The 17,705-nt window shown below is 44.9% G+C and carries 12 protein-coding genes and 2 riboswitches; of the genes, 6 read left to right on the top strand and 6 right to left on the bottom strand.

The window, feature by feature from the left end; translation table 11 throughout:
- Window positions 1-50: 50 nt before the first annotated feature.
- The 5 genes from VN23_RS02930 to gcvP all read left to right on the top strand — a co-directional run bounded on the left by VN23_RS02930 (window position 51) and on the right by gcvP (window position 9,067).
- Entirely contained in the window at window positions 51-1,748 is a 1,698-nt protein-coding gene (locus VN23_RS02930) for a SulP family inorganic anion transporter (RefSeq protein WP_046353293.1), read from the top strand.
- Window positions 1,749-1,911: 163 nt separating this feature from the next.
- Window positions 1,912-3,924 (top strand): BCCT family transporter, encoded by a 2,013-nt coding sequence (locus VN23_RS02925; RefSeq protein ID WP_046353294.1) that lies wholly within the window; start codon window positions 1,912-1,914, stop codon window positions 3,922-3,924.
- 139 nt (window positions 3,925-4,063) lie between these two features.
- Window positions 4,064-4,159, top strand: a riboswitch (glycine riboswitch).
- A gap of 1 nt (window position 4,160) precedes the next feature.
- Window positions 4,161-4,258: riboswitch (glycine riboswitch) on the top strand.
- Window positions 4,259-4,311: 53 nt separating this feature from the next.
- Window positions 4,312-5,406, top strand: a complete 1,095-nt coding sequence (gene gcvT, locus VN23_RS02920; RefSeq protein WP_046353511.1) for a glycine cleavage system aminomethyltransferase GcvT — start codon at window positions 4,312-4,314, stop codon at window positions 5,404-5,406.
- 190 nt (window positions 5,407-5,596) lie between these two features.
- Window positions 5,597-5,974, top strand: a complete 378-nt coding sequence (gene gcvH / locus VN23_RS02915; protein WP_046353295.1) for a glycine cleavage system protein GcvH — start codon at window positions 5,597-5,599, stop codon at window positions 5,972-5,974.
- Window positions 5,975-6,196: 222 nt separating this feature from the next.
- Window positions 6,197-9,067 carry an aminomethyl-transferring glycine dehydrogenase gene (gcvP, locus tag VN23_RS02910; protein WP_046353296.1) on the top strand — a complete coding sequence of 957 codons (2,871 nt, stop codon included), beginning with the start codon at window positions 6,197-6,199 and terminating at the stop codon, window positions 9,065-9,067.
- 214 nt (window positions 9,068-9,281) lie between these two features.
- Here the strand turns inward: gcvP and VN23_RS02905 are convergent, their stop codons facing one another.
- Genes VN23_RS02905 through VN23_RS02880 form a run of 6 tightly spaced genes read right to left on the bottom strand, consistent with a single transcriptional unit; the run spans window position 9,282 to window position 15,792 of the window.
- The gene (locus VN23_RS02905; RefSeq protein ID WP_052746759.1) at window positions 9,282-10,232 is read right to left on the bottom strand and encodes an NAD(P)-dependent oxidoreductase; all 951 of its coding nucleotides are present in this window, start codon (window positions 10,230-10,232) and stop codon (window positions 9,282-9,284) included.
- Window positions 10,229-11,494, bottom strand: a complete 1,266-nt coding sequence (locus tag VN23_RS02900) for an ATP-grasp domain-containing protein (RefSeq protein ID WP_046353297.1) — start codon at window positions 11,492-11,494, stop codon at window positions 10,229-10,231. Before VN23_RS02900 ends, VN23_RS02905 begins: the two co-directional genes overlap by 4 nt.
- Before the next feature lie 58 nt (window positions 11,495-11,552).
- A complete protein-coding gene (locus VN23_RS02895) occupies window positions 11,553-12,785 on the bottom strand; it encodes an ATP-grasp domain-containing protein (RefSeq protein WP_046353298.1) in 1,233 nt (410 codons plus the stop codon).
- A gap of 23 nt (window positions 12,786-12,808) precedes the next feature.
- Window positions 12,809-13,765 carry an NAD(P)-dependent oxidoreductase gene (locus VN23_RS02890; RefSeq protein WP_046353299.1) on the bottom strand — a complete coding sequence of 319 codons (957 nt, stop codon included), beginning with the start codon at window positions 13,763-13,765 and terminating at the stop codon, window positions 12,809-12,811.
- A 5-nt stretch (window positions 13,766-13,770) separates the two neighbouring features.
- Window positions 13,771-15,003, bottom strand: coding sequence for an MFS transporter (locus tag VN23_RS02885; RefSeq protein WP_062654802.1), 1,233 nt, complete (start codon window positions 15,001-15,003; stop codon window positions 13,771-13,773).
- Between the two features lie 12 nt (window positions 15,004-15,015).
- Complete coding sequence (locus VN23_RS02880; RefSeq protein WP_046353301.1) at window positions 15,016-15,792, bottom strand: 2OG-Fe dioxygenase family protein; 777 nt, start codon at window positions 15,790-15,792, stop codon at window positions 15,016-15,018.
- 822 nt (window positions 15,793-16,614) lie between these two features.
- On the opposite strand from VN23_RS02880, the gene VN23_RS02875 reads away from it, so the two are divergent.
- Window positions 16,615-17,571: an ABC transporter substrate-binding protein gene (locus VN23_RS02875; protein ID WP_082752565.1), complete on the top strand. Its 957-nt coding sequence runs from the start codon at window positions 16,615-16,617 to the stop codon at window positions 17,569-17,571.
- Window positions 17,572-17,705: the final 134 nt, after the last annotated feature.

Raw genomic sequence — 17,705 nt, 5'->3', positions numbered from 1 at the left:
GCACCGCGCAATCCTCCATAATTAAGACCTGCCTTTCACTTGGCCAAATCATGCTAACCCGCTTTCATCCCCGCGCCCTTGATGCTATCCATGATTACAATAAGAGCAAATTTATTGCGGATATCACAGCGGGGATCAGCGTGGGGATTGTGGCGCTGCCCCTTGCTATGGCCTTTGCAATTGCAAGCGGACTTACACCCGCAGCCGGGCTGACCACCGCCATTATTGCGGGTTTTCTTATTTCACTTCTGGGTGGATCAAAAGTACAAATTGGCGGGCCAGCTGGGGCATTTATTGTGGTGGTTTACGCTATTGTTCAGCAATATGGTCTGGGCAATTTGCTTTTAGCCACCATGCTGGCTGGGGTATTTATGTTTTTACTCGGGCTATTTGGGCTTGGGGCATTAGTACGCCATATTCCCGTTTCGATTGTCATTGGCTTTACCAATGGCATTGCTGCACTCATTGCACTTTCGCAACTTAATGATTTTTTAGGCCTGAATATCGAGAATCTGCCCGCCGAATTTTTTTCAAAAACAAAAGCAATCGGGCTGGCACTACCGCATATTCACCTCGCCACACTCGCCGTTGGCTTATTCTCGCTTACCCTGCTAATCATCTGGCCCAGAATAGCCAGACACCTTCCCTTTGGCTTTCAGAAAATACCCGGCAGCATGGTGGCGCTTTTATTTGGCACCTTGCTTGCACAATGGCCAGAGCTCCATGTGGCGACTATAGGCAGCCGCTTTGGCGATATCCCATCGCAATTACCGACGCCCACCTTTCCGCAATTTACCTGGCATTCATTAGCGGCCATTATTCAGCCCGCTTTAACTATTGCCGTGTTAGGTGCCATTGAATCCTTACTTTGCGCCCGCATCGCTGACAGCATGATTAATGATCGCCATGATCCCAATCAGGAGCTAATGGCGCAGGGCATTGCTAATTTTGCCTCACCCCTCTTTGGCGGCTTTTGCGCCACCGGCACCATTGCCCGCACCGTCACTAATATCAACAGCGGGGCCAGCAGCCCAGTTTCCGGCATGGTACACGCCTTATCCATTTTGCTGATCATGGCGGTGGCTGCGCCTTTTGCCAAACTGATTCCGCTCCCCACGCTTGCTGCCGTTTTGCTTTATGTAGCTTGGAATATGGGGGAATGGGACGAGTTCCGGCGCTTGCAGCACTTTACCGGCAATTACCGCACGATTTTGCTTTCAACTTTTATCCTGACTGTAGTTGTAGATTTAACCGTGGCGATGGAAGTCGGCCTGCTGCTTGCCTGCGTTTTTTTTATTACCCGGGTATCCAGCCTGACTCACCTAAAAAAAGTAGAGCTACCGGATCACCTAAAGACAAAGACCGATCAAATTGAAGCATGGAGTATCCATGGCTCCTTATTTTTTGGATCAATTGCCAAAATAGAAAGCTTACTTGACCCACATAAAATCCAGCCAGACCTGCTGATTCTGGATTTATCCTCGCTCTTAAACATGGATACCACGGGGCTGGAGGCCTTAGAAACATTGCAGCATCAGTTACATCATCAGGGCGCCTGCCTGATTATTTGCGGCGCGGGTATACAGCCCAATTCGCTGATCCACCGCTCCGGGTTTTATCAACACTTAGGGGCAGAATTTTTATTGCCCGATTTGCCAAGTGCCTGGCAGAGCGCTGATCACTGGCTTAAAAACACACATGCGGATCATCAGGAAGACAGCGCAGAAGCACATAGTCACAATGTGTGATTTAGTCACTAATTTGTACTATTCAACATTACAAACCCAGAAATAATTGCTAGAGTGCCTGTCGCTTTTCTATGCGAATAGTCTTATAAATACATAGGCATAGAGCTGAAATTCGCTTTTTATCCCCAAATGGCCTCGTTTTTTGGCCACTACAAGGAGATTCATGAATACAAGTCCCCAACCCCGCTCCCATCACACTTTAAGCATGCCGGTGTTTTTACCCAGCATGATTTTAATTGGTATTTTGCTCGCCATTTGCACACTTAACCCGCAGGCTGCTGAACAACTTTTCTCGCAAGGACAAGTTTGGATCACGCAAAACTTCAGCTGGTTTTATATTCTTTCTGTGGCTATTTTTGTCATCACCTTGGTTGCCATCGCTTGCAGCCCTTACGGCAATATCCGCTTGGGACCGGACGATGCCAAACCCGAATACAACTTTACCTCCTGGGTAGCCATGCTGTTTGCCGCTGGCATGGGGATAGGCCTGATGTATTTCGGCGTAGGCGAGCCGATGCAGCATTATTTATCGCCGCCACTGGCCCAAGGCAGTACGATGGCTGCCGCCCGTGAAGCGATGACCATGACGTTTTTTCACTGGGGCTTTCATGCTTGGGCGATTTACTGCCTTGTTGGCCTCGTGCTGGCCTACTTTGGCTTTCGCTACAATCTGCCGCTGACCATTCGCTCCGGCCTTTATCCTATTTTGCGCGATAAAATCAATGGCCCAATCGGCCATGCCGTCGATGTATTTGCGCTTTGCGGCACTATTTTCGGGATTGCCACCACGCTGGGCTATGGCATTTTGCAAATCAGCGCCGGGCTGCATTCGCTTACCGGCTGGGAAACCTCTAATCTACAATTTCAGTACGGCCTGATTGCTGTAGTGATTGGCCTTGCGGGCTGGTCTGCTGCATCGGGCTTGGATAAAGGCGTGCGCCGCCTCAGCGAGCTTAATTTAAGCCTCGCCATTATTCTGATGCTGTTCGTATTATTTGCTGGGCCAACGCTGTTTTTACTCGGTGCATTTGGCGACAATATCGGCCATTATTTCTCTAGCCTCGTCGAGCTGACTTTCCGCTCTTATACCTATGAGCCTACGCAAAAAGAAGGCTGGTTTAGCGGCTGGACACTGCTGTATTGGGCGTGGTGGATTTCTTGGTCGCCCTTCGTTGGGATGTTTATTGCGCGTATTTCGCGTGGCCGTACCTTACGTGAATTCATCATTGGCGTAATGCTGATTCCTGCATTGTTTAACTTGGTATGGATGACGATTTTTGGCAATACCGCCATCTGGCTGGATATGCATACCGCTGCCGGTGCGCTATCGCAAACCGCAGGCAATGTGGATGCGCTGCTGTTCAAATTCTTTGAATACCTGCCGCTAGTGAAAGTCACTTCATCTATCACCATCCTGTTGATTGCCGTATTTTTTGTCACCTCGGCCGATTCGGGCTCTTTTGTGCTTAACACCATCGCCACCCGTGGCGCAGAAAAATCGCCCGCTTGGCAAAGCCTGTTTTGGGCTGGCCTACTCGGTGTAACTGCTGCGATTTTACTGACTACCGGTGGTTTAAAAGCACTGCAAGCCGTCACCTTGATTGCCGCCCTGCCGTTTACAGTGATTATGCTGCTGCTCTGTTTTAGCCTGTGTAAAGGCTTGGCTGCAGACAGGCAACACTTCTCACAGAAGTTTTCCCCCAGCACCACCTTCTGGACAGGCCAGCACTGGCGTACACGCCTTGCGCAAATTCTGCACGAGCCCCGCTTAAGTGATGTTGAACAGTTCATCGCCAAAAGTGTTCGCCCTGCACTCAATGAAGTTGCCAGCGAGCTACAAAAACAAGGCCTGAGTGCTTCCGTATTGCATGGCGAAGACGGCGCGGTTTCTTTGGTCGTGCCGCAGGCCAATCTGCGTGACTTTGTTTACGGCGTACGGCCTTTAAAGCAGCCGGTAGCCACTTTTGCGCTACGCGATGCATCGCTACCGATGTCGAGCAGGCCACATCACTATGTGCCCATCACCTTCTTTGAAGATGGCCGTCAGGGCTACGATGTGCAATATATGATTCAGCAAGAGCTGATTGCTGATGTGCTCAAGCAATACGAGCGTTATTTAAGCTTGGTACAAAATCAGGATACCCACTTGCTTAATAGCGCACCGGGCCACACCTAAGAGATTCGAGTACCCCAATAAAGCCCCGCTCATATTTGAGCGGGGCTTTATGCTGTTAAATACCTCAAAATCATAATTACGGTGCATACCAATTTGCACATGTAAAAATTGACAAACACCGCCTAAGTGGTTAAATTTCGACCACTAAAGAGGAGAGAGCACCTAGGGAAAACCCTTGGTGCCGCCGAAGGCGCAACGCCCGCGAACGCTCAGGCAAAAGGACTCTTTGGCATCAACACTCTGGAGAGTGGCGTGCAAAACGCCCACCGAAGGGGCTAACAAAACGGATCGTCATGAGCCGTTTTGGAATCTCTCAGGTACCAAGGACAGAGGGGCCGCTGCATCTGAAAAGCCTAATCGGCTTGCAGCGCTATGCCCGAGAGCGCCATGTCCGCCCAACTCCACACTACCCCACTCAATGCCGCCCATCGTATTGCCAACGCCCGTATGGTCGATTTTGGCGGCTGGGACATGCCTGTAAACTATGGCTCGCAAATCGAAGAACACCACGCCGTTCGCACCGATGCAGGCATGTTTGATGTCAGCCATATGCGTGTGGTGGATATCAAGGGCGAACAAGTTCGCGCCTTCCTGACCCGCGCCCTTGCCAATAATGTGGCCAAGCTTAAAGTTTCTGGCAAAGCGCTCTATTCTTGCTTGCTCAACCCACAAGCTACCGTCATCGACGATTTGATTGTTTATTACTTCACCGAAGATTATTTCCGCCTTGTGGTGAACGCTGGCACCGCAGATAAAGACATTGCATGGATGCAGCAGCTTAATACCGAATGGAATACCGGCCTCACCATTACCTCCCGCAATGATTTAGCCATTCTGGCCGTACAGGGCCCGAATGCCCGCGCTAAAGTCTGGGAGGTTTTGCCAGGAACTCAAGCCGCCAGCTCAGACCTCAAGCCTTTTAATGCCGCACAAATTGGCGATGTAATGATTGCCCGCACCGGCTACACCGGTGAAGATGGTTTTGAAGTAGCACTGCCTGCCACCCAAATTGAAGCCTTCTGGAATCAACTTATCACCGCAGGCGTTCGCCCATGTGGCCTAGGCGCACGCGACACGCTGCGTTTAGAAGCCGGTATGAATTTATACGGCCAGGACATGGACGAAACGATCAATCCGCTGAACGCAGGTTTAGCCTGGACGATTGACCTCGTTTCCGAGCGAGATTTCGTAGGTAAAGAAGCCCTCATCGCCCAAGGCCAGACCCAGCAATTCCTAGGTTTATTGCTGCTAGATAAAGGCGGCGTATTGCGCGGCCATCAGGTGGTGCATACCGAACACGGGACCGGTGAAATCACCAGCGGCACCTTCTCCCCTAGCCTGCAACAATCCATCGCTATGGCACGTTTACCGCTTGGCGTTGCCATTGGCGACACCGTGCACGTGGCGATCCGCGACAAAAAACTAGCCGCCCGCGTAGTGAAAATGCCTTTTGTACGCAACGGTAAATCACAGCTTTCATAAAAACCTAATATCTGTAGACACAGAGAACACGAAGAAAAACAAAACGAGAACAGAGAGAAAACAACTTCGTTTAAGCGTTTACTTAATCGGTTTTCTCTGTGTACTCTGTGTTCTCATTCTTTCTCCGTGTCTACAGAACTTTTTGACCTTACACAGCACACAACAACACACCCTATACCGGAGCACTTTTATGTCTATCCCAGCTAATTTGAAATTCACTGACACGCACGAATGGCTTCGTCTTGAAGCAGATGGCAGCATCACCATCGGTATTACCAACCACGCGCAAGAAGCGCTGGGCGATATCGTGTTTCTAGAATTGCCAGCAGCTGGCACTCGTTACGCTAAAAATGACGCTTGTGGTGTGGTTGAATCCGTTAAAGCCGCCAGCGATATCTATGCGCCACTGGCGGGTGTGATTCTGGAAAGCAATGACGATTTGACCAATGCTCCAGAGCAAGTCAACACCGACGCTTACGGCGCATGGTTATTCAAAATCACCCCAGACAACGCAGCCGACCTCGACACCATGCTAAGCGCTGCCGATTACGAAAAAGCCATCGGCTAATAAAGACATAAAAACTTCTGTAGACACAGAGATCGGGAAGAACACAGAGCACACGGAGAAAACCATTAAGGTAAAACCTAATTAACAGCAAGTTATCGCCTGCAGCGCTGTTATAGCTAGGTCTTCCTCCTTGTTCTCGCTTTTGTTTTTCTCTGTGTTCTCTGTGTTCTCTGTGTCTACAGATCTTTTTGACCTGCCCCACGTACACTTACGGTTGCCGCCATGACCACTGCATCTCTTAGCCATCTTGAAGATCACGCCGCTTTTGTGGCCCGCCATATCGGCCCTAATGCAGCGGAAGAAGCCGCCATGCTGGCCACGCTGGGCTATGCAACGCGCTCTGATCTGATTAAAAATATTGTTCCTGCCGCCATTCACCGTCAGGATGCTTTGCCGCTGGGTGAATTCACTCAGGCCAAGAGCGAAGCCGAGGCTTTGGCCACGCTGAAAGCCATTGCAGGCAAGAATGTGCTCAAAAAGAGCATGATTGGTCAGGGCTATTACGGCACTCATACCCCTAGCGTGATTCTGCGCAATATTCTGGAAAATCCAGCTTGGTACACGGCTTACACCCCATACCAGCCAGAAATCAGCCAAGGCCGCTTGGAAGCGATTATTAACTTCCAGCAAATGATTACCGATATGACCGGCATGGCGATTGCCAATGCGTCGATGCTGGATGAAGGCACCGCCGCTGCTGAAGCGATGACACTCTTGCTGCGAATGAGCAAAAGCAAATCGACTATTTTCTACGTAGCCGCCGATGTACTGCCACAAACCCGCGAAGTGATTGCTACCCGCGCAGCGCCACTGGGCATTGAAGTGCGTACCGGTCTTGGCGAAGCCGGGGACGGCTTTGGTGTGCTATTGCAATACCCTGGCGTAAATGGCGATGTGCCGGATTACCGTGCACTGGTAGCTGATTTACACGCCAAGGGCACTTTAGTTGTTGTAGCCGCTGATTTGCTGGCGCTTACCTTGCTGGCAGCGCCCGGTGAATGGGGTGCAGATGTGGTAGTCGGCAATAGCCAGCGCTTTGGTGTACCGCTCGGCTTTGGTGGCCCGCACGCTGGCTTCTTAGCCACACGCGATGAATTCAAACGCTCAATGCCAGGCCGCTTGGTCGGAATTACCATCGATGCGCAAGGTAAGAGCGCTTACCGCCTTGCCCTGCAAACCCGCGAGCAACATATTCGCCGCGAAAAAGCCACATCCAATATCTGTACCGCGCAAGTATTGCTCGCCGTAATGGCCAGCATGTACGCCGTTTACCACGGCCCGGCAGGCTTAAAACGCATCGCTCACCGCGTGCACCGCCTGACCAGCATCTTGGCTGCAGGTTTGACCCAGCTCGACGCTAAAGTACTTAACAGCAATTGGTTTGATACGCTGACTATTTCGGTAAAAGAAGCGGCTGTCGTGCATGCGTTGGCTCACAACCACGGCATTAACTTGCGCGTGATTAGCGCGACCACCGTGGGGGTATCGCTAGACGAAACCACCACGCGTGAAGATGTATCGGCACTCTGGCATGTGTTTGCCTCAGGTAAAACCCTGCCAACAGTGGACGCCATCGATGCAGAAATCGCAGGCGCATTACCGGGCGAGCTGCTACGCCAGTCCGACTTTCTGACTCACCCTACCTTTAACCGCTATCACTCCGAAACCGAGATGATGCGCTACCTGCGTAGCTTGGCAGATAAAGATTTAGCGCTTGATCGCACCATGATTCCGCTAGGCTCTTGCACCATGAAACTGAACGCAGCCAGCGAAATGATGCCGGTCACCTGGCCAGAATTTGCCAGCGTTCATCCATTCGCACCTGCTGCGCAAACGATCGGCTATCGCGAAATGATCGCCCAGCTTGAAGCCATGCTCTGCGCGGCAACGGGTTACGCGGGTGTTAGTCTGCAACCCAACGCGGGTAGCCAGGGCGAATACGCGGGACTGTTGATTATCAAGGCCTACCACGCTTCACGTAATGATGCGGCGCGCAATATCGTACTGATCCCAGCTTCCGCACACGGCACCAACCCTGCTTCAGCGCAGATGGCAGGCCTCACCGTAGTCGTGGTTGCTTGTGATGAAGCGGGCAATATTGATCTGGCCGATTTACGTGCCAAGGCCGACAAACACAGCCAGAATATTGCCGCGATTATGATCACCTACCCAAGCACGCACGGTGTGTTTGAAGAGTCGGTCAAAGAAGTGTGCGATATCGTGCACGGCCACGGTGGCCAGGTGTATATCGACGGCGCAAATATGAATGCCATGGTGGGCCTCTGCGCGCCTGGCCAGTTTGGCGGCGATGTCAGCCACTTAAACCTGCACAAAACATTCTGCATTCCTCACGGCGGTGGCGGCCCCGGTGTTGGCCCAGTAGCGGTAGCAGCACACTTGGTACCGTTCTTGCCTAACCAGCAAAGCAGCGGCTATGTGCGTGGTGAGCAGGGTATTGGTGCAGTGAGTGCGGCTCCTTACGGCTCGGCAGCGATCTTGCCTATCTCATGGATGTATATCGCCATGATGGGAAGCGAAGGCCTGAAAAGTGCAACTGAAGTGGCGATTCTTAACGCCAACTACATCGCCAAACGCCTTGCGCCTTTCTACCCTGTGCTCTACAGCGGCCACGATGGTCTGGTTGCGCACGAATGTATTCTGGACTTGCGCCCACTGAAAGACGTCAGCGGTATCAGCAATGAAGATGTAGCAAAACGCCTAATGGATTATGGCTTTCACGCCCCCACCATGAGCTTCCCTGTCCCGGGCACGCTGATGGTAGAGCCTACCGAAAGCGAATCAAAAGTAGAGCTCGATCGCTTTATCGACGCCATGATTGCTATCCGCAGCGAAATCGATCGCGTCGTCAGCGGTGAATGGACTCTAGCCGATAATCCGTTGGTGAACGCACCGCACACAGTGGAAGTACTCACCGCTGAAACATGGGAACACGGCTACACGCGCGCCACAGCTGCATTCCCGCTGGAAAGCGTAAAGCGTAATAAATACTGGCCACCGGTTGGGCGTGCTGACAACGTCTACGGCGATCGCAATCTATTCTGCGCTTGCTTGCCGATGTCTGATTACGAATAAAATAAGAAGCTTAAGGTGTGCTTATGATCTTCATTGCTACACCGATCTATTACATATTTTTTGATCAATAGCCATCTGCCAGACCCCAAAAAGGCCATCCCTCGGGATGGCCTTTTCAAATCTAAAAAAACGCTTATTCGCCTGTTAAAAATAGCTAACAAGCAAGGTGCCCCATTGCAGCAATAAAATATTCACAAGATATAAAACTTATTATCTATTCTGATACCAAATAATAATTAAGAATATTATTTGTAAGCATATCCATACCCCGCTCAAAACACTCAGGAGTGCGATCAGCGATATGCGGCGTATGCAATACATTATCAAACTCAAAGAATGGGCTGCGCTGATTTAAAGGCTCGTTTTCAAACACATCCAGCCCTGCTCCTGCGATCCAATTATTTTTCAAAGCATGATAAAGATCTTTTTCCTCATACAAACCACCACGCCCTAAGTTAAGTAAAAAAGCAGAAGGCTTCATACTTTTTAACAAAGCACGGGTAATCATGCCGCGTGTATTTGGAAACAAAGGCAAATGCAAAGAAATAACATCAGAAGTTTTAAATAACACGTCTAACTCTACAAAAGGAGTCCTTAGTTTTTCAGCTCTATCCACACTAGGACATCTGGTCCACATACACGTTTCCATGCCAAATGCTTTGGCAAAGTGATTCACCGCAGCAGCGGTATCTCCTGCGCCAACCAAGCCTAGTTTTTTACCCTGTAGCCCTAAATTATCTTGTTGAAACCAAATCCCTTGCCGGGTATTTCTATCATTAACAAGTAACTTTTTTGAAAGCCCAAGCAAAAGAGCAAAAGCATGCTCTGCGACTTCACCGGCACTCACACCCGGTGTATTTTTGATTAAAACACGATCGCTTATTTCTTTTGAAATTTTAAAATGATCAATACCAATCCCAAAGTAGGAGATTATTTTTAACTGAGGAAGATCATTAAATAAATCCGAGTTAAATAAATAACTCTTTTTTATATTAATCAGCGCATCTGCCCCTGCTAACCGAGCGACTAACTCATTCTGATCACGGGCAGCAGAACGATAATGATCAACATCTCCAATTTGATCTAATTGAAAACGACGACTGGTGCCTAAAAAGGCCAAAGCCTCATCATCCAAAATAACAATCTTTGGCCTTTTATTAATCATTTATAAATATCACCCATATTTTTTATGACTTGAATATCATCCCATAATGCCTCATGTGAAGTAGCCAGCAGCTCCAGAACAAAACAAGAATAAAACCCTTCTCTGGCAGGCCCAATCATGTCACCTATTTTCACCCTAAACTCATGATGATGATAACTATTCAGGTTTTGAATTGCATCAATATCCTTTAAACCTAAAAACTCCTTCTTTATTAAAGGAAAAGGAGTAACAATTGCAAAAGGACGCGGCGCAATTAAAGAAAAATCAGCTATACACCCTTTTTGATTTTGGTAATACAGTACATTAAGCGGCAGATCATAAGTCATTTCAAGCACACGATTACGATGGGCCCCCGGGCGAGCGGCAATTTCTAACAATCGGGGGCCATGCGCTGTGAAAATAAACTCTGTATGAGCGACACACGCACGTAAGCCTAAGGCCTGCGCTCCTTTCTTTGTAAGACTATTAGCCATTTCTTGCTGCGCTTCTATCAATTTTGTGGGGCAACCACGATAAAAATGATGAAAGTCATTAAGGCCCAAGTCTTTGCCCGTTATCACATCAACAATTGGAGTAGCGTAAATACGGCCATCCTCAGAAATAATAAGATCCTGTGAATGCAAAGATCCCTCTAAGAATTCCTCGATTTGAATTTCTGGCACGGCATCATCACTTACGCCTATTTTTTGATAATGCGCGCTTAAGCAACTTTGCATGTTTGAAAAAGCAGCGTTTAACTCTTCAAAATGATGACACTGACTAACAAATAAACTAGCTGCCAAGTTAGTTGGCTTTAAAATCAACGGGAAACCAATTTTTTCAACTATTTGTTCCAGCTCATTCTGAAATCGTGTTTTTTCAAATAACGCAGTTGAATGCTCACCGATATGCCTAACAAACGCTTCATGCATTTTTGTTTTATTGGTCACACACTGTAAACTTTCCTCACTGATAAAGGGCAATCCCAGCGTCTGAGCAATCACCCTGTGATGAGGTACATATGCCTCTCGTGTATTTAATACCGCATCAATGTGCCATTTTTTTGATATCGTATTTATTAAAATATTCAGCGCTTCATTTGATTTTCTAAAATCAAATTTTTCAATTAATACAAACTGATGATCAACAGGAATATTATTGATTGAATTTGAATCCAGAATCAAACCAACAGAAATACCTTGTTTGAATAGTGTTTCAAACTCACCGTAACGAGCCCCGCCAAGCACCAGACATAAGCTATTTGGAATAATTTCATTTTTCATAGTAAGAACTTAATGTGAACAATCCATTGATCCGACCCGGACAAACAAAGGGGCTAAATTAAACGATAGATGGCGCTAAATAATTAATCGCCATGTCTGCTTGCGCAAGCGCATCACACGATCGCTCAGCCTGAACAATCACAGCCGCTAAACGAAATTCACCGTATTTTTTCGGGGGAAGAGTCACCGATGCGCCTTCTTTACGTTCAATAAATAACTCCTGAACCCCTTTTACTGCCAACGCTTCTTCACATCCTGACCATGCGCTCAGCACACCTTCAGTTTCAGCAATTAAAAATTTAACTGTTGCATGATTATCAAGCTTTTTACTTAAATCAATCTCTTCACCTAATGCCGCTAAAAATGAACATGCACTGATATCTATTCCCTGAGCCAAGGGCAACAAATGGGTTGTAATAAAATCTCCTCCTAAACGGCCATTAATTTCAACAATTTTTGGCCCCTCAGAAGTCAGCATCAACTCAACATGAAAAGCACCTTGTCGGTAATCAATCGCAGTCAGCGCACGAGTTGCAACATCAAGAATGGCAGCCTGCTGTGATTCTTCTAATCTAGCGGGAAAAAGATGCTGCTTTTCAGTAAAATTATTTTCAGTAGTCCACTTCTCCGTAATTCCTGCAATATGTATTACACCAAAACTGGCCACCCCTTCAACACTAAATTCTGGCCCTTGCATATACTCTTCAGCTAAAAACTCACCCTCATAAAACTTAAACATTTTATCGTCGGGATTATTGCTCACTTCCAACATCTGCTGATAGATTTCCACCAAATTATGGCCAGATTCAATTTTAAAAATACCACGGCTGGAGCATGCACCTACAGGCTTAAATATAAATGGAAAACCAATATATTTTGCAGCAGAAATTAAATCGTCTAGGCTTTTTACAATACGAAAACGCGGCTGAGGAACGGCTTGCTCAGCTAAAGAAATACGAGTCATAAATTTACTGCGTGTTTTAATCGCTGTATCTACTGTATTGCCAGGTAAACCTAATTTTTCAGCAATTAATGCGCAAGGCTCAACATACCGGTCCCAAAATGAGATGACACCATCAAATTTTTTAATTTTATGTTCAGCCTCCAAAACCTCTAATAAGGCATTGGTATCTTCTGTATCTACTTCAATAAATCGATCAACATATTCTGCAATTTCTTCAGGTAAACTTTTTGCAGCAAGAGCAATTGACAAACCTAAATTTTTTGCCGTCAATAGTGTATTTTTTCTTTTTGGAGTAACAAAATCAATAACTAATATTTGCTTGCGCATAAGATATCTCTCTTTTTATAAGATTAGTGGTTTACTACGAAGCATGGACTAAGACCATCAATCACCCGCTTAGCATTGATTGCTGCTGTCTGCCGCATCTCGATTGCGGATTCGCTGGAAAAGTATGATTTATGTGGGTTAATCAAAACTCTTCCTTTTAAATAGCTAGGCGGTTCAAGCCACATATTTATAAATGAGCAATGAGTTGGCGGCTCTTCAGGCAATACATCAAGCATCAATTGGTTGAGATGGCCAGCCTCAAGAAAAGACAAAAAAACATCGGGATGCACCATTGTCGTGCCCCGGGAAGTATTAACTAAAGAAGCCCCGAATTTCATTGAATGAAGAAAGCTTTCATTAACCATTTCTGTCGTATCTGCAGTAAGCGGAACATGCAAGCTAACAATATCTGCCTGATTGAGTAACGCTTCTAGGTGCTCAATTCTCTTCGCGCCTATCTGGTCTAAGCGAGCCACTTGCTCCGCACTCAGATAAGGATCAAAGTACTCAACGCGATAGCCCAGCGCTCGCGCATAATTGCATACCGTAGCACCAATGCGTCCCGCCCCAATAATTCCCAGTGTTGAACTAGATACTCTTCGTGTTGGTGGTGTAACTGCCTGCTGCCATTTTTCAAAATTTTCTTTTGCAAAATGATCTAAATAATTTATTTTCCTAGAGCAATTCAATATAAATGCCATCGCAGTTTGTGCTACTTCTTCAGTGCAGTAAGCTGGATTGTTTGAAACAAAAATATCTTTACTTTTTGCATAGCTTAAATCCAGCCTGTCATAACCCACACCATAGCGCTGAATTGCTTTCAGCTTGGGAAACTGATCGATAAAATCCTTATCAACATGCTGCCTCCACACCATTAATACTTCAGCATTATTATCAAATTCCAAACTGACATCATCTCCTAAAATATCACGTTCAATATCTGGATTAACAATTCGATCTGTAATATATACTTTCGCCATTTAAATCAATCTCTTTGTAATGCGGTTAAATTAGCTTTATTTCCTGAAAGGCAAACAAGCACAGATACAATAGCCAGAATAGAAACGGTAAAGAATAATGATTTAGAACCGTAATACGTTAATATATACCCACCCATAATAGGCCCGATCGAGAGGCCTAAATTTCTAAAAGTAGCCGCTCCAAAATAAGACCCGCGGAGTGAATCTGGGGCAAGCTGTTCAATCAGCTCTGTAGAAATTGGAAAAACAAACACTTCGCCAATACTTATAAAAAATATTGAAACAAATAAAAAGATGATTGATATATCCTGAAAAGCCATTAAAAACATGCCCACAGAAAAAACACCACACCCTACGACCAGACTAATATTCAACCCAAGCCTTCTGCTTAACCAATAAATTGGAGCCTGAAATGAAATTACAATAATTCCATTTGCGGTTAATAAATATGAAAAGTATCTAATTCCATCATGGAAATTATTGGCAATAATTTGTGCAACCGTACTTTCTATCTGGCTGTAGCATAAATTAAAAATAATCCCCCCCAGAATGAGTCTTTGTAGTTTTTTATCTCCTAATAAGGCCGTATATGACTCTTTAAATTTTTGCCTCTTGACCGTTGTTAAGGTTAAAGCGTTATTTCTGTTGTAGAAAAAAACAAATGATAAAATTAAAAAATAAAAAATATAGAAATAACACGTATAAAGGAAATTATCACGGGAAGCATTTATCCCTAACCAGCCGCCAAGCGCAGGGCCAAGTGCAGCGCCAATATTGGTAAAAAAATACCGTAGCTGATAGATTTTCCCTCTAAGCTCCACAGGGCTAAGATCCCCCATTAGAGCGGCACTTACAGGGTGAAATAAGCTGGAGAAAAACCCGCAAAGCGTATTAAGCACGGCGAAGATAATAATTCTTGTATGGGCATCCTTCAGCTCTGCTGAAAAATAAAAGCCTAAAAACACGAAGGGCAGAAAAGAAAGTGATATGAATAATAAATTCTTTCTTCCAAAAATATCAGATAATTGCCCTCCTAAAAAACCTCCCATTAAAGAAGCAAAAGGCGAAAGTGCAACAATCAAGCCAATTTCTACCGCATTTAGCCCACTATTCTTTATCAGAAAAATAGCGATAAATGGAATGCTCATAAAATTTGCAGCTTTTATTGTTGCTGTGCCAAACAATAAAAGCCAAACAGTGTTACTTATTTTTAAATTATTTCTATTTAAGTGTGTCATTTAAATAGGCTATTACGAAAAAGATGATGAGCAAATTGGGTTAAAATCGAGCAACAGCATATCTCGCGTCGCCCATTTTCCATTTCCTTCACAAATCATTGGATCAACCGAGTGCAGTAAGCGCTGGTCATCAATCAAAATAGAATCAAGCGGTTTTTTTAACTCACAACTTGTAATTAACTCTTGGTGATCATCATAAATATGGCTTTGAGCCAGCAGTACATTTTTACGCCCAATCATAATTTGAGCAACATATGCATGCCCGTCGCGGTGAATTCCTTCTGGCGTTGGATTTCCCTTTAATGAGACATTGCCAATAATTCGTATTTGATGCGCATATACCAAACACTCGGCATGATCGTTTTGCAATTTATCATAATGAAAACGAATCAGCCCTCTGATTAACTTTGAATTCGCAATTTTTTCTTCTATTGGTTCGAAACTGCGAGCAAGCCCTCCATTCAGATGATTGACATCCTTAGACTGAAAAAACTCCCCCTTAGGCAAACATTCTAATGCCATGTTTTCTTTACTTATTTTCCAACGTGCAAAACGCCGCTGACGATAGTTTCCTTTATCCATCATAAATCGATCAATTGGAAGACGGGAATAAGACTCTCTGAGCTCCTGAAATTCTTTTGAATATAAATCTATATCTGTAGATTCATAATGATCAGCACAAAACAGGACAAAACCCTTGTTTGCTAAAGAAGGTTCAATATCGAATGAAAATGGTGTTCTTGGAACTTGAAAAGCATAAGTACTTCTTTCTTTCTCTTGTTGGATCATTACAAGCTCCTTATTATTTATCGTAAAAAATCAAACATTTAATTACTTTATTATTCAAACAACAATTTAAAAAATACTAATTTTATTTACACATAGAAATTACATTTATATTTTATCAATAAAAAAATAAATAACTTTATTTTTTTAATTTGTTTGATCGTAAATTTTAAGAAAAAAGTCAAATAAAATACCATGCGTTGCATTAATAAAATTAATATTTTTCATTTTTTATTACCAACAGAAAAATTCGTAAAAATTACAAAACACACATAAAAAAATAATTAATACTAAAGAATTTTGACAGCAATATGACAGAAACAAGACAGTAGCCCATTGGCATATAATTGTCAAGAAAATAGATTTAAATATTTTTGTTTAAAACGCCATTAGCACTGAAATATAAAGGTTTAATTTTTTATTCTGCATGTCAAGTCAATGCTTGCTAATAAAATCACAGAGGTAGGAAGTACGGGAAGTCCCGAATAAGAACCCACATTTATTTAAAAAACAAATACGCAAATACGTGCATCCAGAATTTATCGCCAAATTCAGATAGGGGAAAAAAAGTCGTCAAGGAATAAAAGATTAATCCACGTCATTAGAATAGCTGACATTGGGTCGCTATAAAAAGATGGGGATCAATGTTTGATCAGAGCAACACAAGTATATGTCTGAATGATTAGCGGATAGAACACCAGCCCAAACTGCAAACTAAATCTTATTTGTAAGATTAATTAACTATATTGCTAGCGTCTGTTGACGTTTGATTCACTGCTGTGTTGGCTGCAGTTTTGGGGCTAAAATGGACTGACGGAGTAAGAAATGCGGTTAATACATTTTCTGTTGTGCATGGTTTTTCTTCAATCTGCATGCAATGTGATGGCAGCTCCTTTTAAGGTGGTTTTTATCCCTAAGGGTGCGACCCATATTTTCTGGAAAGAAATAGCACGTGGGGCTGAGGATACAGCAAAGAATTTAAATATTGAGATGGTTTGGCGAGGGCCAAGTCTTGAGGATGGCGTTGATGCGCAGGCTCGTATTATCGATTTTTATATCCAGCAAAAATATTCCGGAATTATTTTAGCGCCTAATTCTCCGGAGAAGCTCGATAAAACGATTCAGGAGGCCATCAGAAAAGGAATCAAGGTTGTAGTCGTAGATTCCCCACTCACAGTGCAAAATAAGCTGCCCTATGTAGGAACAAATAATAAGGAAGCAGGTGCGCTTGCTGCAGCTCAAGCAGCAAAAGATTTTCCGCAAGTAAAAAAAATACTGCTTCTTCGTTACTCGCCCCAGCATGGCTCAACATCACAGCGTGAGCAGGGGTTTTTAGAACACATACGTAAGCTGCTGCCCCAGGCTGAAATTATTGACAATCAATACACTGGTATTACGGTGCAGAACGCTGAATCAAGTTTGCATACTATTCTGGCCCGAATACCCGATATAGAGCTTATTTTTACCCCCAATGAATCAAGCACCGAAGGGGCGGTACGCGCACTTAAAGCAAAAAATCTTTCCGGAAAAATAAGGCATTACGGTTTTGATTTTAATCACAAAATTAATGAGGCCATCAAGGACGGCAGCCTGAATGGCGTTGTGATTCAAGACCCCTATTTAATGGGGAAAAAAGCGATGCAGACACTATTTGAGCTACTCGAAAATAAGCCAATTCCAGCTTATTTAGAAACCCCTGCCCTTTTGATTACGCTTAAAAATATGAATAATCCAGAAGTCAGGTCAAAAACAGATCCATTTCTAAAGCTCTATGCTAGATAAGCAACACGGATATCGCTTAGGGCAGGTTTTAAGCTTACGCTGACGAGAACAGGGTGAAACCCACGGGTATTGTTAAATAAATGCGTGAGCTTCACCAACCCCAATCAAGACTTAAATATGGGCGTACGATTCGC

This window comes from Janthinobacterium sp. B9-8, from assembly GCF_000969645.2.
Classification (GTDB): Bacteria; Pseudomonadota; Gammaproteobacteria; order Burkholderiales; family Chitinibacteraceae; genus Iodobacter.
This window is presented reverse-complemented; position numbering and strand designations above follow the sequence as displayed.